The following is a 17,544-nucleotide window of genomic DNA, read 5'->3' on the forward strand; positions in this document are numbered from 1 at the left end:
TCCTAAATCAAGCGGACAGTTTACGCCGCGCCAGCGCACCACCCAAGAGGCCCGTCAGGCATCCGATGAGCAGCCCGCCGACGTGCGCGGCGTTGGCGATCTGGCCAAAACCGAGTTGGCCGACCACACCGGTCAGGCAGATGACCAGCCAGATGAGCATCATCACCAGCACGCCCTTGGGCAGGCTGAAGTGTGGGTTGGGCGCCAGCCACTGGTACAGCCAGACATGGCCGAGCAAGCCGTACAGCACCCCGGACAGGCCGCCGAACAGGCTCGGGCCACTGGTGTAGTGCTGGGCCAGGTTGGACACCAGGCTGAACAGCAAGGTCAGGCCAGCCAGCAACCAAGGGCCCTGGCGCAGTTCGATGCGCTTGCCCAGTTCCCAGTACCACATGCCGTTCATGGCCAGGTGCAGTACGCCGAAGTGCAGCAGCATCGGCGACACCAGGCGCCACCATTGGCCTTCGGCAAGGCCCTGGGCCAGCGGCGTGAAGTGCAGGTATTCACCCTGGACGCGGTAGTCGAGGAAGGTGAACCAGCTGATGGTGGTGAGGTTGTCGCCCAGGCGGGTAAGGCCGGCGACGATCAGGCACAGGAACAGGACGGCAGCGGTGACCTTGCAGGCTTTCGCCTGCTCGGCCAGTGTCGGCCCTTTCGCCGGCAAGTCGCCTTGCGCAGGGGCCTGCGCAAGCTCGACATCAGCGTTGCCGTCTGGGTAGCGCTGGTACAGCTCAAGGACATCCGCAGCCATGGTTTCCGGTGCCCAGAGGACCTGGGCTTCGCCTTCTTCGCTGACCCGGTGCGGCACCTGCAGGCGTTGCAGCAGGTGCACGAAGCCGCTGAGGTCGACCGACAGCGGCAGGCGCATCACTTCGACGATATTCATTGATTGGCCTGCGGTCGATCGACGTCGACCCAGACGAACTTGTGCGGGTCGATCCGGGTTTCATCATCCAGCCGATAGGCCGCCAGCTTGCCGTACAGCACCGCACTGTAGTCCAGGCAGGCCAGGTTGGGGCGGATCGGCGCCGGGCGGCCGCTGCGCCAGTAATGGCCGACGAACAGCAGCGGCTCCTCTTCGGCATAGCGTAGCAAGGCATTTTTCTCGGTGTGGCTGAGCGGCGTGCGGGCCACCTCATCGGGCAGCGCGTCAGGCTGGAAGACGATGTCGCCATAGGTCTTCGGGTCTTCTTCCCAGAACTTGGTACGGAAGAAGGCGCGGGTCAGGCCATCGCCGCCGGTCAACGTCAGGCCGTCCGGCAGGCGCATGTCGGTGCCGCGCAACAGGCGGTTGCAGACCGTGGAGGCGAAGCTGCCGGGCACGGCCGAGGCCTGGATGAAGTGTTCGTCGATGCGCCCGTCGGGGTATTGCTGGCGCAGCGGGTCGATCAGCCGCGGGTCCCAGCAGGCATGCACCAGGCGGAACCGCCCGGCGTCGACGAACAGCGGCATGTCGTAGAACCACTGCAGAAAATCGTGCCAGTCACCGGGGTGGTGGGCGAACTGGGTCAGGGTCTCGTCGATCAGGCGGGCATGGCGCGGCGTGTGCTCGCGCACGTAGGCCTTGCCGCTGCCGGGCAGCGCCGGGGTTACCCAGCCCAGGGCGTTGTATTCGTGGTTGCCCATGATACAGAAGGCCTGGCCGGCCTCGACCATGTCGTGGACGATGTGCAGCGCCTCGCGGATACGCGGGCCGCGGTCGACGATGTCGCCGAGGAACAGCGCCTGACGCCGCGGGTGGCACCAGACACCACCGACACGCTTGTAGCCGAGGGTGTCGAGCAGGCGTTCGAGGGTCAGCGCACAGCCATGCACGTCACCGATGATGTCGAAACTTCGCGCCGGATCGAACATCAGTCGTCCCTGCCCCCCAGGCGGCTGCCCCAACCGAGCTTGGTGCGGCAAACCTCGTAGTAATTGTGGCCCAGCGGGTGGATCAGGCGCAGTTTCTGCGGCTTCTTGCTCACGGTGATGGTATCGCCGGGGGCGCAGGTGAAGTGGTTCTGACCGTCACAGGATACCTGCGGGTAGATCTGCAGGTCCTTGGACACCACGATCTTCAGCTCGCTGTTGCCGTCGACCACGATCGGGCGGCCCGACAGGGTGTGCGGGTACATGGGCACAATGACAATGGCGTCGAGCTTGGGGTGCATGATCGGGCCGCCGGCCGACAGCGCGTAGGCGGTCGAGCCGGTGGGGGTGGCGACGATCAGGCCGTCGGCCTTCTGGCTGCAGACGAACTGGCCGTCGATGTAGATCTCGAACTCGATCATTCGCGTCGACTTGCCCGGGTGCAGGACCACATCGTTGAGCGCATCGCCCTGGCCGATGGCCTCGTGGTGGCGGCGCACCTCGGCCTGAAGCAGGAAGCGGTTTTCCACCAGGTAGTGGCCGTCGAGCACTGCGGCGACCTTTTCTTCCAGCTCGTCCGGACGGATATCGGTGAGAAAGCCCAGGTTGCCGCGGTTGATCCCCAGCACCGGAATGTTGTGCCGGGCCAAAGCACGCGCGGCGCCGAGCAGGCTGCCGTCACCGCCGACAACGATGACCAGGTCGCATACTTCGCCCAGCAGCTTGCGCGTGGAGGTCTGCAGGCCGTGGCCAGGCAGCACTTCGGCAATGGTGTCCTCGAGGATCACGTGCAGGTGGCGCTCGAGGAGGAATTTTTTCAGTCGGCGAATGGTGTCGAGCACCTGCGAGCTGCCAAGGCGGCCGATGATACCGATATTGCGAAATTGCTCCATGGGGCTCCTGCAAGGCTCTGCGGCGGGTGACTATGCCGCGATTATGGGCGAAACGACCGGGCAGCGGCAAACCGGCTATGCTCGCAGCATGATGCCTTTCGCCGAACTCCACGACCTGCCTCGCCAATTGCGCCGCGCCGCCGTGCGCGACCTGGCCTGGACGCTGCTGTCGCCACCGCTGCTGAGCACACCGCCCTGCCCCCAGCGCCATCCGCTGGCAGGCAGCACCTGGGCGGCGGATCCCCAGCGGCTGAAAGACTGGTTACAGGCGCTGGACGCCGACGATCAGCCCCTGCGTGAATGGCTGGCAAACAGCACCAGCCGGCGCCTGGGCCTGTACTACGAAGGCCTGTGGCAGTTCGCCCTGGCCCAGGCGCCCGGTGTCAAGCTGCTGGCGGCCAACCTGGCGATCCGCACCGGTGGGCGCACGTTGGGCGAGTTGGACATTGTGCTGCGCGACGCCGACGGTACTCACCATCTGGAGCTGGCCATAAAGCTTTACCTGGGGCCAACGGACGGCCAAGGCCATGACCCGGCGCAGTGGCTAGGGCCGGGTTGCCATGACCGGCTGGGTACCAAACTGGCGCACCTGGCCGGGCACCAATTGCCCATGTCGGGTGGCACGCAGAGCCGTGAGGCGCTGGCCGGGCTTGGTATTGGCCAGGTACAGGCACACCTGTGGCTGGCGGGGTATCTGTTCTATCCGTGGCCTGGGCACGCCGAATCGCCCGCGGGGGCCAACCCGCTGCACCTGCGCGGGCGGTGGTTGCGGCGGCGGGATTGGGCAATGGCCGAGGTGGGACGCTGGCAGCCCCTGCCCCGCCATGCCTGGCTGGCACCGGCAAGGTTCGAGGCAGATCAAGGCTGGACCGCGCGGCAGTTCGCTCAATGGCTTGAGGGGCTTGACCCGCAAGCACCGGCGCAGATGCTGGTCAGGCTTGAGCCAGGCCCGGAAGGCGAATGGCTTGAGGTGGACCGCGTGTTTCTGGTGGCCGACAGCTGGCCGCACTTGCCCATTCGCGGGTAAACCACGGCATTGAAAGCCGCGGGGTATTGCGGGCCTGCGCGCGAAGCGGCGCAGGCCGCAAACACCCTTTCACCGACCCAGCGCAATGATTTAATTGCAGCAACGATTACAGTTACCTCTGAGCGCCGCCAAGAGCGCCACTTTCGACCTGATGACGAGGACCACCCATGGTTTCATCCAGCCCCGCGCCCCACTACGCACGCCTGTCCATCGCCCTGCATTGGCTGATGCTGGTGCTGCTGGCCGCTGTCTACGCCTGCATCGAGTTGCGTGGCCTGTTCCCCAAGGACAGCGCCGAGCGCAACCTGATGAAGGACCTGCACTTCATGCTCGGCCTGACGGTGTTCGTGCTGGTTTGGCTGCGCCTGGCCGTGCGCCTGCTCCGCCCTGCGCCGCCCATTGTGCCCAAGCCTCCCGCCTGGCAGACCGGGCTTGCCCACGTGATGCACCTGGCGCTGTACCTGTTGATGATCGGCTTGCCGCTGGCCGGCTGGCTGATCCTCAGTGCCGCCGACAAACCGGTGCCCTTCTATGGCCTGGAGTTGCCGCACCTGATCGCTGCGGATCCGGACCTGGCCAAGTTCATCAAAGGCTGGCATGAACGCGTGGGCAGTTGGGGGTACTGGCTGATCGGCCTGCACGCGCTGGCCGGGCTTTATCACCACTATGTAGTGCGCGACAACACGCTGCTGCGCATGCTGCCTTACAAGTAGCCGCGTCGGCCCTGCAGGCCACCGGTGTGCAAAAAGATCAGGCGAGTGCTGGGCTTGAACAGCCCGGCCTCGACCTGCCCACGCAGGGCCATCAGTGCCTTGCCGGTGTAAAGCGCCTCTAAAGGGACACCCGTGCTGGCCTCAGCCTGTTCGATGAAAGCCTGCAGCTCATCATCGAGCCTGGCAAAACCCTCTCGGCAGGCCTCGTGCAACTGGTACCCGGCCGTACCGGCCAGCGCCTTTATGGTCTCGGGTACACCATGGTCCAGCGGCACTGCCAGGGCGCCATGCACCCTGTGCGCGCCGGCCTCGGCCAGCACCAGGCCAGCCAGCGTGGTCCCGGTGCCAGCGGCCAGCCACCAGGCGTCATAGTCCGGCCAACCCAATGTGCCCAACTGGGCCTTGGCCTGCTCGACGATCAATGCACACCCCTGGGCACCAGCCTGCCCGCCACCGCCTTCGGGGATGCAGTGCCAGCCGGGATACAGCGCTTGCCAAGGTGCCCAGAAGCCGGGGTCATGACGGGCACGGTAGCCTGCGTAACCAAGCCAGTGCAATTGCATCCCCAGCGCCTGCAGATCACGCACCGTGGGGGTGTCCTGGGCATGGCCGCGCAACAGACCAACGGTGGCGAAGCCGAAGCGCTTGCCGGCGGCGGCCAGGGCATGGAGATGGTTGGAGTGATTGCCGCCGAGGCTGATCAACCCGGCGGCGCCCGAGGCGTGGGCGTGCAGCAGGTGGTGGCGCAGCTTGAACCATTTGTTGCCGCTGATCAGGGGGTCGATCAGGTCCAGGCGCAGGATGGCGGCTTCAACGTTGGCACTTTTCAGCCAAGCAAGCTCGAGGGGCTGTAAAGGTGCCTGGGGAAGGTCATGAAAGCGGGTAAACATGTTTCAGCGCCTGATGCGAGGCCGTCAGTCTACCAGTGAAAACCTGGGGCCGCTTTGCGGCCCCGGCCATCTCAAAGCTCTGCAGCCAGACGCGAGCCCTGGTTGATCGCCCGTTTGGCATCCAGCTCGGCCGCCACATCCGCGCCGCCGATCAAGTGCACCGACTGCCCCGCAGCCAGCAGCCCTTCGTGCAGCTCCCGCAGCGGCTCCTGCCCGGCGCAGATGACCACGTTGTCCACCGCCAGTACCTGCGGCTCACCTTCAGCTACGCGGATGTGCAGGCCCGCATCGTCGATCCTAAGGTACTCGACGCCGTTGAGCATCTGTACCTGCTTGTTTTTCAGGCCCGTGCGGTGGATCCAGCCGGTGGTCTTGCCCAGGCCATCGCCCACCTTGGCCTTCTTGCGCTGCAGCAGGTACACCTGCCGTGCCGGTGCATGCGGCTCGGGCTTGATGCCCGCCACGCCGCCTCGCGCCTGCAGCTCGCGGTCGATGCCCCACTCCTTCCAGAACGCCTCCCGGTCCTGGCTGCTGGCCACGCCCTGATGCACCAGGTATTCGCTGACGTCAAAACCGATGCCGCCAGCGCCGATCACCGCAACCGACTCACCCACTGGCTTGCGCTGGAGCAGTACGTCCAGGTAGCTGAGCACTTTGGCGTGCTCGACGCCTGGGATGGCTGGCGTACGCGGCGCGATGCCGGTGGCCAGGATGATCTCGTCGAAAGCGCCTTCCAGCAGGGCCGGCACATCGACCCGGGTGTTCAACCGCAGGTCGACACCCGTGCTTTTCAACTTGTTGCCGAAATAGCGCAGGGTCTCGAAGAACTCCTCCTTGCCCGGCACCCGCTTGGCCACGTTGAACTGCCCGCCAATTTCGCTGGCTGCATCGAACAGCGTCACCTCGTGGCCGCGCTCTGCGGCCACGGTGGCAGCCGCCAGGCCGGCCGGGCCGGCACCCACCACGGCAATGCGCTTGACCGTGTGCACCGGCAGGTAATTGAGTTCGGTTTCGTGGCAGGCCCGCGGGTTGACCAGGCAACTGGTCAGCTTGCCGCCGAACGTATGATCCAGGCACGCCTGGTTACAGCCGATGCAGGTATTGATTTCATCGCCGCGCCCCTGCGCCGCCTTGTTGACGAACTCCGGGTCGGCCAGGAACGGCCTGGCCATAGAGACCATGTCGGCATCGCCCTCGGCCAGTACGGCTTCAGCCACTTCGGGGGTATTGATGCGGTTGGTGGTGATCAACGGAATGGTCACCGCCCCGCGCAGCTTGGCGGTAACTTTGCTGAACGCGGCACGCGGCACCTTGGTGGCGATGGTCGGGATGCGCGCCTCGTGCCAGCCGATCCCCGTGTTGATGAGGGTCGCGCCAGCCCGTTCGACGGCTTTGGCCAGCAACTCGATCTCGTCCCAGGTGCTGCCGCCCTCGACCAGGTCGAGCATCGACAGGCGGAAGATGATGATGAAATTCGGCCCCACGGCCTCGCGCACCCGGCTGACGATCTCGACCGCCAGGCGCATGCGGTTTTCATAGCTGCCGCCCCAGCGGTCAGTACGGTGGTTGGTGTGGGCGGCAAGGAACTGGTTGATGAAGTAGCCTTCCGACCCCATGATTTCGACGCCGTCGTAACCGGCGCGCTGTGCCAGTACGGCACAATTGACGAAATCGGCGATCTGCTTCTCGATCCCGGCCTCGTCCAGCTCTTTAGGCTTGAACGGGTTGATCGGCGCCTGGATCGCACTGGGCGCCACCTGCCGGGGGCTGTAGGCATAGCGCCCGGCATGCAGGATCTGCAGGCAAATCTTGCCGCCAGCGGCATGCACGGCCTCGGTGACGATGCGGTGCTTGTCAGCCTCCTCCTCGGTGCTCAACTTGGCTGCACCGGAATACACGCCCCCTTCATCGTTGGGCGCGATACCACCAGTGACCATCAGCCCAACGCCGCCACGGGCACGCTCTGCAAAATACGCAGCCATGCGTTCGAAGCCACCGGGACGCTCCTCAAGGCCGGTGTGCATCGAGCCCATCAGGGTGCGGTTAGCCAAGGTGGTGAAGCCCAGGTCGAGCGGGGCCAGCAAGTGCGGATAGCGGTCGGCAGCCATGGAACGGTTCCCCATGTGGCGTGATCACGGAATGCGGGTGCCTCGGCGGGCCCCGTCGTTTATCTGCCAACGACATTAAACAGCCGTTTGAATGCGCTCAATGATCGAAACTGACAACTTACTGATCATCCTGCACAGGCGAACTGCAGGATGCCCCAGACTTTTACGCCTTTTTTACTCGACATCCTGCAATGGCAGTCGATACTGCCGGTCATTGCCCCCGTGAGCCTGCTCGATGCCTCTCCCCGCTTTGCGCTTCATCGCCTTCATCATCGGCGTATTCCTGATTACCCTGGCGGTCAGCATGGTCATCCCCATGGCCACGCTGCTGCTGTATGGCCTTAGCGACGACCTCGGTGCCTTCCTCTGGTCCAGCCTCATAGCCCTGTGCGCAGGCCTGGTTCTGGTGGCTCGCGGCATACCCGATGCGCCGCAGTTAAGGGCGCGAGACATGTACTTCCTGACCACAGCCAGCTGGGTCATCGTCTGCGCGTTCGCAGCCCTGCCCATGGTGTTCATCCGGCATATCAGCTACACGGATGCATTCTTTGAAACCATGTCGGGCATCACCACCACGGGCTCGACGGTACTTACCGGCCTGGACAGCGCATCGCCCGGCCTGCTGATCTGGCGATCACTGTTGCACTGGCTGGGAGGCATAGGCTTCATCGGCATGGCCGTCGCGATCTTGCCGTTGCTGCGCGTGGGCGGCATGCGCCTGTTCCAGACCGAGTCATCGGACTGGTCGGACAAAGTGACGCCCCGTTCACACGTCGCGGCAAAAATGATCCTGGTGATCTACCTGGGGCTGACAGCACTCGGTACATTGGCCCTGTGGGCCGCCGGCATGACCCCTTTCGACGCCATCAATCATTCGATGTCGCTGATCTCCACGGGTGGCTTTTCGACGTCCGATGCATCGCTTGGCCACTGGACTCAGCCCGCTGTGCATTGGGTGGCGGTAGTGATCATGATCCTCGGAAGCCTGCCCTTCGCCCTGTATGTAGCGACCTTGCGTGGCCACCGCCGCATCCTGTTCAAGGACCATCAGGTGCGTGGCTTTCTCGGCTTTCTCCTGCTTGTCTGGGTCACGGTAGGGACCTGGCTCTGCTGGCACAGCGACTTTTCGTGGTGGGATGCTTTTCGCATCGTGGCGGTCAATGTGACGTCGATCGTTACGACCACCGGCATTGCGGTAGGGGACTACACGCTCTGGGGCAGCTTCGCCATGCTGTTGTTCTTCTACCTGACTTTTGTCGGTGGATGTTCGGGCTCCACAGCCGGCGGACTGAAAATATTCCGCTTTCAAGTCGCCGCGTCACTGCTGGTCAGCAGTTTGAAACAGCTGATTCACCCGCGGGCGATGATCTCGAAGAAGTACAATGGCCACCCCATTGATGAAGAAATCGTGCGCTCATTGCTGACGTTCTCCTTCTTCTTTTCCGTCACCATTGCCGTGATCGCCCTGGCGCTGACCCTGATAGGGCTTGACTGGACCACTGCCCTGAGTGGCGCGGCGACAGCTGTGTGCAACGTCGGGCCAGGGCTGGGCAGCGTGATCGGGCCGGCCGGCAACTTCAGCTCACTACCGGACGCTGCGAAGTGGCTACTGACCATCGGCATGCTGTTAGGCCGCCTCGAGATTCTCACCGTGCTGGTGCTCGTCGCGCCTGCCTTCTGGAGGTTCTGATTGCAGGGCAGCACGTGGGGGCAGCAATAAATCCGGGCAGGATCCGTTAATTCGTTCTAGGTTTACTGACGCAGGGAACTAGAACAATAAGCGGAGAATATCCCCATGAACCGAGCCCTTCGCCTGGCATTGGCCAGCACCGTACTGGCAGCTTGCGCAACAGCCCAGGCCGCGCCAACCTTCATCAACATCCTCACAGGTGGCACCAGCGGCGTCTACTATCCTATCGGCGTTGGGATATCACAGATCTACAGCCATGGCATCGAGGGCAGCAAGACTTCAGTGCAAGCCACCAAGGCATCGGTGGAAAACCTCAATCTGCTGCAAGCCGGCCGTGGCGAACTGGCGTTCGCGCTGGGAGATTCGGTGGCGGATGCCTGGAACGGAGATGCCGAAGCCGGCTTCAAGGCGCCCCTGAAGAAACTGCGCGCCATCGCCGGCACCTACCCCAACTACATCCAGATCGTCGCCAGCAAGGAGTCGGGCATCACCTCGCTGGAAGACCTCAAAGGCAAACGTATCTCGGTCGGTGCGCCGAAGTCCGGCACCGAACTCAACGCCCGCGCCATCTTCAAGGCCGCAGGGCTTAGCTATCAGGACCTGGGCAAGGTCGAATACCTGCCGTATGCCGAATCCGTAGAGCTGATCAAGAACCGTCAGCTGGACGCCACACTGCAATCTTCCGGGCTAGGTCAGGCGGCAATCCGTGACCTGGCCGCTACCCTGCCGGTAGTGTTCGTACCCGTGCCAGCCGCCATCGTGAGCAAAATCGGCAACAGCGCCTATCAACCCGCGACCATTCCCGCCAAGACATACGATGGCCAGGATGCTGACGTGCCAACCGCAGCCATCACCAACATCCTGGTCACACGCGCCGATATCAGCGATGACATGGCCTACGACATGACCCGGCTGATCTTCGAAAACCTGCCGCGCCTGGTCACCGCCCATTCGGCAGCGAACGATATCCAGGCACAGAATGCTGCGAGAAACCTGCCCATTCCACTGCATCCAGGCGCAGAACGGTACTTCAAGGAGAAAAACCTGCTCCCCTGACTATTGACTCGACCCATGGGGGAGCGGCACATGAGTGATACCGGGCAAGGTCTGCAAGCCAGTACTGACCGTTGGCCTGCCACGCTTTTTGCCGTGGCCCTGGCATTTTCGACCTTTCAGATCGCAACGGCGGCTTTTCCGCTGATTTCCAGTCAGGTACTGCGGGCAGTACACGTGGGGTTCTTGCTGCTGGTCGTGTACCTGAGCTACGCGTTCACTGGTCATCGCAGGCCGTGGCAACCGCTTGGCTGGCTGCTGGGCCTGGCGGGCATGGCCACCGCTGCCTACCAGTGGCACTTCGAAGGGGAGCTGATTCAACGCTCCGGGGAACTGACCACAAGTGACCTGGTGTTCGGCCTGCTGCTGATCTGCCTGGTGTTCGAGGCAGCGCGCCGGGTGATGGGCATCGCACTGCCCATCATTTGCGCTCTTTTTCTGGCCTACGGGCTGCTCGGCCAGCACCTGCCCGGTGACCTTGCGCATCGCGGCTACGGCCTCGATCAGATCGTCAACCAACTGGCCTTCGGAACCGAGGGGCTGTATGGCACGCCCACCTATGTTTCGGCGACCTACATCTACCTGTTCATCCTGTTCGGCGCGTTCCTTGAACAGGCCGGCATGATCCGGCTGTTCACTGACTTTGCCATGGGCCTGTTCGGCCATCGCAGCGGGGGGCCGGCCAAAGTCTCGGTATTCTCCTCGGCGCTGATGGGGACCATCACCGGCTCAGGGGTAGCGAACGTGGTCACCACCGGGCAGTTCACCATCCCGCTGATGAAGCGCTTCGGCTACAAGCCGGCATTTGCCGGTGGCGTGGAGGCGACCGCAAGCATGGGCAGCCAGTTGATGCCACCGGTCATGGGCGCGGTGGCGTTCATCATGGCCGAGACCATCAACGTACCCTATGCCGAAGTGGCGAAGGCCGCGCTCATTCCGGCCTTGCTGTATTTCGGCTCGGTCTACTGGATGGTGCACCTGGAAGCCCGGCGCAGCCAGCTGCATGGGCTACCCCGCGAGCAATGCCCGAGTGCCTGGGATGCAGTGCGCCAACGCTGGTTCCTGCTGATCCCTCTGATAGTGCTGGTCGGCCTGTTGTTCTCCGGCCGCACTCCGCTGTATTCGGGAATGGTCGGCCTGGCACTGACTGCCATCGTCATTCTTGGTTCGGCAATCATCCTGCGGGCGCGACAGACATGGCTGCGGGCGGCCTTTTGGGTTGCGCTGGGGATCATCTGTTCAGGATTCTTCCGTATGGGCATCGGTGTCATCCTGCTGGTGATTGCCTCGCTCGCCATCGCCTGCGCGTTCATACAGGGTGGCCGTGCCACACTTCGTGCCTGCGTCATGGCCCTGGCCGAAGGTGCGCGCCATGCGGTACCGGTCGGTATTGCATGCGCCTTGGTCGGGGTGATCATCGGTGTGACCTCGCTAACCGGCCTGGCCACGACCTTCGCCGGCTACATTCTCGACCTGGGCCGCGAAAACCTGTTCCTGTCACTGCTTCTGACCATGTTGACCTGCCTGGTACTGGGCATGGGTATCCCGACCATTCCCAATTACATCATCACCAGTTCCATCGCTGCTCCGGCCTTGCTGGAGCTTGGCGTGCCGCTGATCGTTTCGCACATGTTCGTGTTTTATTTCGGCATCCTTGCCGACCTGACGCCGCCGGTAGCATTAGCCTGCTTTGCGGCCGCCCCCATTGCCAAGGAGAAAGGGCTGTTGATCAGCTTCTGGGCTGTACGCATTGCATTGGCCGGTTTCGTCGTACCGTTCATGGCAGTGTATGACCCGGCGCTGATGATGCAAGGCGACAGCCTCGGCGCGACGTTGTACATGCTGATCAAGGCCATGTTCGCCGTGGCGCTCTGGGGATGCGCAGCCACCGGCCACTGGCGCATGCCCATGCCATGGTGGGAGCGGCTGTTGGCGTTCCTGGCAGGTATATCGCTGATTCTTGCCTTGCCGATCAGCGACGAGGTCGGCTTCGCCCTAGGCATTGCCGTCATGGGCTGGCATTACTGGCGGAGCCGGCCATTACCCCGGCAACCTGCATGACCAGCCTTTGCATCGGGCTTGCCGGTGTGGTCTGGGCAAGCCTGCCGTTGCAGGAGGTTACCCTGGCCTGGCAGCACAGTGTGGAGAAGGTCCGCTGGGAGGAGGATTATCAGGTGACACCCGCAGGCCTCGTGCTGCAGGAGGCTCGGGTGCGAGGCAGCGGTGCCGGCATGGAGATCCCGGACGACGCGCGCCTGCGTGATGGGGCATGGCACTACCATCGTCATCTGCCCCCCCTGCAACCTCTGCATGCCGGACGCACGCCGGAGGCCGGCGACTATCAATTGTGCGTCAAGGGCCGTTGCCAGCCCCTTTCCCACTGGCTGGGACCACCGACCCACACCATTGCTGCCGTGGATTTCTGGGCATGCGAACCGGGTGATGCCGCAGATCAGCGCAAAGCACTGCCCTGAACGCGCTGACAGGGCAGTGCAAGTGCTGATCAGCTGACGACGTGCAGGTAGTGCAGGTGGCGCTCGTACTGATCGAGAATGTCGCCGATCACATCGTCCCGGCTCCATCCCATGATGTCGTAATCCTGGCCCCCTTCGCGCAGATGGACTTCAGCACGGAAGTATTTGCGGGTATCGGAACCCTCGTCGGTATCCTGCATGACGAAACTGGGCGTGTTGAATGCGCGCGGGCGTACCTCATACAGGAAGCGCCCTTCTCCAGCATGGGAGAGCTCAAGCATCACGCGCCCATCTTCGCGCTCGTTCACCGCAACTTCATAGCCCTGCTTGCGCAATTCCAGGGCGACTTCTTCACAGGCAGGCTTCACCACTTCGGCTATGAAGCGGGACACATGGGCCCGCCGCGGCATCATGGCGATATTGCGCAGTCGCCGCTGCCACCCGCCGTGGGGATGGCGCGTATGCCGGGGGCCGGGCAATGCCTGGTTGCGCAGCCCGCGGCGGGTGGCATCGAGGCTGAGTGCCCTGAACAGGCCCCAGATCGCGATCAGCAAAATGGCGGCGAAGGGCAAGGCACTGGCAATGGTCGCGGTCTGCAGTGCCTTGAGGCCGTTGGCCAGCAGCAGCGCAATGGCGACCGCGCCTATGCTGACCGACCAGAAGATGCGTTGCCACAAAGGCGAATGGCCTTGCCCGGACGAGGCCAGCATATCGACCACTAGCGCGCCGGAGTCCGCCGAGGTGACGAAGAACACCACCACCATGAGCACCGCTATCAACGAAATGACACTGGAGAACGGGAAGTGCTCGAGAAAGGCGAACAGGGCCAGGGAACTGTCCTGATCGACCACAGCGGCCAGGTCCTTGACACCCTCGTTGAGGATCATGTGTATCGCTGAGTCACCGAACACCGTCATCCAGAGCAAGGTGAAGCCTGCGGGTACGAACAGTACACCGCAGACGAACTCACGAATGGTCCGCCCTCGGGAAATGCGTGCGATGAACAGGCCTACAAAGGGCGACCAGGACAGCCACCAGCCCCAGTACAGCAGGGTCCAGCCACCGATCCAGTCAGTGGGCTCATAGGCGTAGAGGTTGAAGGTCTTGTTGACGATGTCGGAAAGGTAGGCACCGGTATTCTGCACGTAGGCCTGCAGCAGAAACACGGTGGGCCCCAGCAACAGCACGAACAGCATCAGGATTACAGCCAGGCTCAGGTTGAGCTCGGAAAGGATGCGAATACCCTTGTCCAGCCCGCTGGCCACCGACAACGTCGCCAACGCGCAGGTGGCGGTGATGAGAATGACCTGGACCGTGGCGTTTACCGGCAGACCGAACACATGGTGGAAACCGCTGTTGATCTGCAGTACCCCATAACCCAGCGAGGTCGCCACACCGAACACCGTGCCGAGGATGGCGAAGACATCCACAGCGTGCCCGATAGGCCCGTATATCCGTTCACCGATCAGCGGATAGAGCGCCGAGCGCAAAGTCAGTGGCAAGCCATTGCGGAAACTGAAATAGGCCAGAATGAGCGCGACGATGGCATAGATCGCCCAGGCATGCAGGCCCCAATGGAAGAATGTGATCTTCATGGCTTCGCGAGCCGCGGCGACTGTGCCAGGGTCGCCCACAGGCGGTGTGGTGAAATGCATCACCGGCTCGGCCACGCCAAAGAACATCAGGCCGATGCCCATGCCTGCCGAAAACAGCATGGCGAACCAGCTGCTCTTTCGGTAATCAGGCTCGCTGTGATCAGGCCCCAGCTTGATGTCGCCGTAGCGGCTGACGGCCAGAAACACCACGCTGATCAACACCAGCGCTACGGTGAGAATGTAGAACCAGCTGGCGTTGGTGATGATCCATTGCTGGACTTGTTCGAACAGGGCCTGGGCATGCTCCTGGAATGCCGTGGCGTACAAGACCAGCAGAAAAATGAGTATCGCGCTGGTGTAAAAGACGGGTGGATTGAGCGTGCTCCTGGGTTTGTCGGCTGCTGTCATTACGGCAGTTCTCCTTGTAAAACGATGAGCACAGGGTGCCCCGGCACCACGACATCTGCCCAGATTAGCAGCCAGGAAGATCTCCGTTTGCCGAGCCTGTGCACTAGAACAGCCATGAACCGTAACGCCCGAGGAAAAAAATCTCAAATCGATGCGCATGCCGAGCCAGCCTGGCGGGACGGTACTGGGCGAAGGCGCCAGGCACCCGCCCGCCCTGCCTGAATACCACCTCTGTCGGGTTTGCCACCCCGGTAATAAACGTCATACTCGTGGCTTTACCCTCCGACACTGCGTAGACGATGCCCGACCGTACCCGCCTGCCTTCCTTCCCTCTCGGCCGTTCACGCTGGCAAGAATGGCGCCAGCGCCTGGCGTTCTGGATCGGGGCGCTGCTGGTGGGGCTTGTCGCACTGGCGTTCGCCTGGCTGGCCGAAGCAGCATTCGCTTCGTTCGAAAGTCTGCTGGAATGGATGCCCTGGTCACCTCTGCTCATCACGCCCCTCGGGTTCGCCCTTCTGGCCTATTTGACACAGCGCTGGTTTGAAAACGCCAAAGGCAGCGGCATCCCTCAAGTCATCGCTGCCCTGGAAATGCCATCCCGGCGCCTACGCGCCCGACTGCTTTCGCTTCCCGTTGCCGCCGCGCGCATGAGCCTGACGTTGGGCGCCCTGCTGGTAGGGGGTTCGGTCGGGCGAGAGGGGCCGACGGTTCACATCGGCGCTGCCGTGCTCTACACCTTCGGCCGGCGATTGGGCCTGCACGGGCGCCGCGCGATTGCCGGCCTGATCCTCGCAGGCGGCGCAGCCGGCATAGCCGCAGCGTTCAACACCCCGCTGGCCGGTGTCGTCTTTGCCATTGAAGAGCTGAGCCGCACGTTTGAACAACGCTTCAGCGGCCTGGTGCTGACGGCGGTGCTGATTGGCGGCGTGGTCACGCTGGGGCTGATGGGGCACAACGCCTACTTTGGCGAAATAAGCGGGCGGATGCCCGTAGGCTGGGGCTGGAGCGTGGTGCCTGCATGCGCGCTGTTGGGGGGAGTGCTGGGTGGGTGTTACGCCAGGCTGGTGCTGCCTACCGATCAGGGCGTGCTTGGCCGTCTGTGCACACTACGCGGGCGCTATCCGGTGCGGTTCGCGGCGATCTGCGGGCTGGTGCTGGCAGTGCTCGGGCTGGTTTCTGGCAACCATGTGTTCGGCACCGGCTACGAAGAGACCCGTGCCTTGCTCGAAGGCCGACCGATCACCGATGCCAGCTTCCTTCTCTGGAAGTTTCTGGCCAATGTCGTCTCTTACCTCTCCGGCATACCGGGCGGCCTGTTTTCGCCTTCGCTGAGCATCGGCGCGGCATTCCAGCCGCTGTTGAGCCTGATCCCCAATGTTGACCCACAGGCGTGCGCATTGCTGGGAATGGGCGCCTACCTGGCAGGCGTAACGCGTTCACCGTTGACTGCATCGGTCATCGTTCTGGAGCTCACGCATAGTCCGGACCTGGCCATCCCGATGCTAGCAGTGACATTGATGGCTGCCGGCATCTCGGGTTGCATTTCGCCGGTTTCCCTCTACCACGCCCTGGCAAAGCAGATCATCGACAAAATTGCACCTGCCAGATCCAGTTGAAATCAACGGCTGCGCGAGGCACGCTCAAGACGACTGTGACACAATGCTCAGCGACTTCTTGGTTCACCGCCTCGTCATTGCGAGTATCAACGAAATCAAAGGCATGCGAAAACTATTGGCAAGCGCCTTGGCGCTGGTAATGATCGCCGCCCTGTGCGGCTATGGCTTCTGGACCCAACAGCGCCCGGAAGGCCACTACCTCTCCGACCTGCGCATCGAACTGGCGTTGAACCACGGCGTGCCCGGCGAGCAGGGCAACCTGCTGGGCGTCGAGCCCCTGCTTTACCCAAGCGACTATCAAAACCTGCAACGCCTGCACCGCAAGCTCTCGGCCTACCTGCAACAAGCCCGTGCCCAGGGCCTGATAAGCCCGCGCACGGTGGTGGTGCTGCCGGAGCACATTGGCACCTGGCTGTGGGCCCGCGGCGAAAAGAACGAGCTGTACCAGGTCACCCGCAGCCGCGAGGCAGAGCAATGGCTGGAGTTGAGCAACCCGCTGCGCTATGGCCTGGCGATAGTGCGGGCCAGCGGTGATGACCGCCGGGCCGACGCGCACTTGCGCATGAAGGCTCAGCAGATGGCACGCGACTACCAACAGCTGTTCGGCAGCCTGGCCAGGGAGTTTGGCGTGACCTTGGTGGCCGGCTCGATCGTGCTGCCTGACCCCTATGTGGAAAAAGGCGTGCTGCATGCCGGCGGCGGCCCGTTGTTCAACAGCAGCCTGGTGTTCGCCAGCGATGGTTCACCGCTGGGCCAGCCACAACGCCAGCAATTCCCGGACAGCCAGGTACGGCGTTACATCCATGATGGCCGCAGACACCCCCTACAAGTCGTGCAAACCCCGGCCGGGCGTCTTGGCGTGCTGATCGGCAGCGATAGCTGGTACCCGGAGAATCACCAGCAGCTGGAGAACCAGCAGGTACAACTGATCGCCAACCCGGTTTTCCTGAGCGGCAAAGACAGCTGGCAAGCGCCATGGCGTGGCAACCGGCACCAGGATGCGGCGGCCGAGCTTGCCCTGCAGCGCGGTGAAGTGAGCGAGAAGACCGCCTGGCAACGCCTGACCGAGGCTGCCGGCCAAGGGGTCAGCAGCATGAGTGTATTCATGCGGGGGCAGTTCTGGGACCAGGGCAGCGACGGTCAAGGCTTCGCCCATCAGAGCGGCGAATTGCTTACAGGCCCACCCAGCCAGGGCGCACGCCTGCTGAACGTGTGGCTGTAGGGGT

At 63.2% G+C, this 17,544-nt stretch carries 14 protein-coding genes; 8 read left to right on the plus strand and 6 right to left on the minus strand.

The genetic code is table 11. The annotated features are described in order from the left end of the window. Nucleotides 1–7 precede the first annotated feature (7 nt). From ACMGGN_RS14155 to ACMGGN_RS14165, 3 genes are read right to left on the minus strand one after another with little or no spacing between them, the layout of a single operon-like run. Nucleotides 8–886, minus strand: a complete 879-nt coding sequence (locus ACMGGN_RS14155; protein ID WP_174141808.1) for a rhomboid family intramembrane serine protease — start codon at nt 884–886, stop codon at nt 8–10. After that, nucleotides 883–1,854, minus strand: coding sequence for a metallophosphoesterase (locus ACMGGN_RS14160; RefSeq protein ID WP_046786515.1), 972 nt, complete (start codon nt 1,852–1,854; stop codon nt 883–885). The genes ACMGGN_RS14155 and ACMGGN_RS14160 overlap by 4 nt, the downstream gene beginning before the upstream one ends. After that, complete coding sequence (locus ACMGGN_RS14165) at nt 1,854–2,744, minus strand: NAD(+) kinase (RefSeq protein ID WP_012313480.1); 891 nt, start codon at nt 2,742–2,744, stop codon at nt 1,854–1,856. Before ACMGGN_RS14165 ends, ACMGGN_RS14160 begins: the two co-directional genes overlap by 1 nt. Between ACMGGN_RS14165 and ACMGGN_RS14170 the strand changes: the two genes are divergently transcribed. Together ACMGGN_RS14170 and ACMGGN_RS14175 are read left to right on the plus strand one after the other, a co-directional pair. Further along, nucleotides 2,743–3,771 carry a DUF1853 family protein gene (locus ACMGGN_RS14170; RefSeq protein ID WP_414156046.1) on the plus strand — a complete coding sequence of 343 codons (1,029 nt, stop codon included), beginning with the start codon at nt 2,743–2,745 and terminating at the stop codon, nt 3,769–3,771. The genes ACMGGN_RS14165 and ACMGGN_RS14170 overlap by 2 nt on opposite strands. Nucleotides 3,772–3,938: 167 nt before the next feature. After that, entirely contained in the window at nt 3,939–4,484 is a 546-nt protein-coding gene (locus tag ACMGGN_RS14175; RefSeq protein WP_119688545.1) for a cytochrome b, read from the plus strand. On the opposite strand, the gene ACMGGN_RS14180 is transcribed toward ACMGGN_RS14175, so the two are convergent. Both ACMGGN_RS14180 and ACMGGN_RS14185 read right to left on the minus strand, forming a co-directional pair. Next, nucleotides 4,475–5,374 (minus strand): 1-aminocyclopropane-1-carboxylate deaminase/D-cysteine desulfhydrase, encoded by a 900-nt coding sequence (locus tag ACMGGN_RS14180; protein WP_119688544.1) that lies wholly within the window; start codon nt 5,372–5,374, stop codon nt 4,475–4,477. The genes ACMGGN_RS14175 and ACMGGN_RS14180 overlap by 10 nt on opposite strands. Nucleotides 5,375–5,445: 71 nt before the next feature. After that, entirely contained in the window at nt 5,446–7,482 is a 2,037-nt protein-coding gene (locus tag ACMGGN_RS14185) for an NADPH-dependent 2,4-dienoyl-CoA reductase (RefSeq protein WP_119688543.1), read from the minus strand. Between the two features lie 235 nt (nt 7,483–7,717). On the opposite strand from ACMGGN_RS14185, the gene ACMGGN_RS14190 reads away from it, so the two are divergent. The 4 genes from ACMGGN_RS14190 (at nt 7,718) to ACMGGN_RS14205 (ending at nt 12,699) form a co-directional block, all read left to right on the plus strand. Then, a complete protein-coding gene (locus ACMGGN_RS14190) occupies nt 7,718–9,172 on the plus strand; it encodes a TrkH family potassium uptake protein (RefSeq protein ID WP_125924855.1) in 1,455 nt (484 codons plus the stop codon). 105 nt (nt 9,173–9,277) lie between these two features. Beyond that, the gene (locus ACMGGN_RS14195; RefSeq protein WP_115275645.1) at nt 9,278–10,228 is read left to right on the plus strand and encodes a TAXI family TRAP transporter solute-binding subunit; all 951 of its coding nucleotides are present in this window, start codon (nt 9,278–9,280) and stop codon (nt 10,226–10,228) included. Between the two features lie 30 nt (nt 10,229–10,258). After that, nucleotides 10,259–12,286 (plus strand): TRAP transporter permease, encoded by a 2,028-nt coding sequence (locus ACMGGN_RS14200; RefSeq protein WP_414156047.1) that lies wholly within the window; start codon nt 10,259–10,261, stop codon nt 12,284–12,286. Beyond that, nucleotides 12,283–12,699, plus strand: a complete 417-nt coding sequence (locus tag ACMGGN_RS14205; protein ID WP_046786522.1) for a DUF1850 domain-containing protein — start codon at nt 12,283–12,285, stop codon at nt 12,697–12,699. Before ACMGGN_RS14200 ends, ACMGGN_RS14205 begins: the two co-directional genes overlap by 4 nt. Before the next feature lie 29 nt (nt 12,700–12,728). Here the strand turns inward: ACMGGN_RS14205 and ACMGGN_RS14210 are convergent, their stop codons facing one another. Continuing rightward, the gene (locus ACMGGN_RS14210) at nt 12,729–14,702 is read right to left on the minus strand and encodes a BCCT family transporter (protein WP_125924857.1); all 1,974 of its coding nucleotides are present in this window, start codon (nt 14,700–14,702) and stop codon (nt 12,729–12,731) included. A 299-nt stretch (nt 14,703–15,001) separates the two neighbouring features. Between ACMGGN_RS14210 and ACMGGN_RS14215 the strand changes: the two genes are divergently transcribed. Then, on the plus strand, nt 15,002–16,318 hold the full coding sequence (locus tag ACMGGN_RS14215; protein ID WP_346640351.1) for a chloride channel protein: 1,317 nt from the start codon (nt 15,002–15,004) through the stop codon (nt 16,316–16,318). Nucleotides 16,319–16,421: 103 nt separating this feature from the next. Next, nucleotides 16,422–17,540, plus strand: a complete 1,119-nt coding sequence (locus ACMGGN_RS14220) for a nitrilase-related carbon-nitrogen hydrolase (RefSeq protein ID WP_346640350.1) — start codon at nt 16,422–16,424, stop codon at nt 17,538–17,540. The last annotated feature ends 4 nt before the right edge of the window (nt 17,541–17,544 follow it).

The organism is Pseudomonas sp. BNK-30, from assembly GCF_047456185.1.
Classification (GTDB): Bacteria; Pseudomonadota; Gammaproteobacteria; order Pseudomonadales; family Pseudomonadaceae; genus Aquipseudomonas; species Aquipseudomonas putida_E.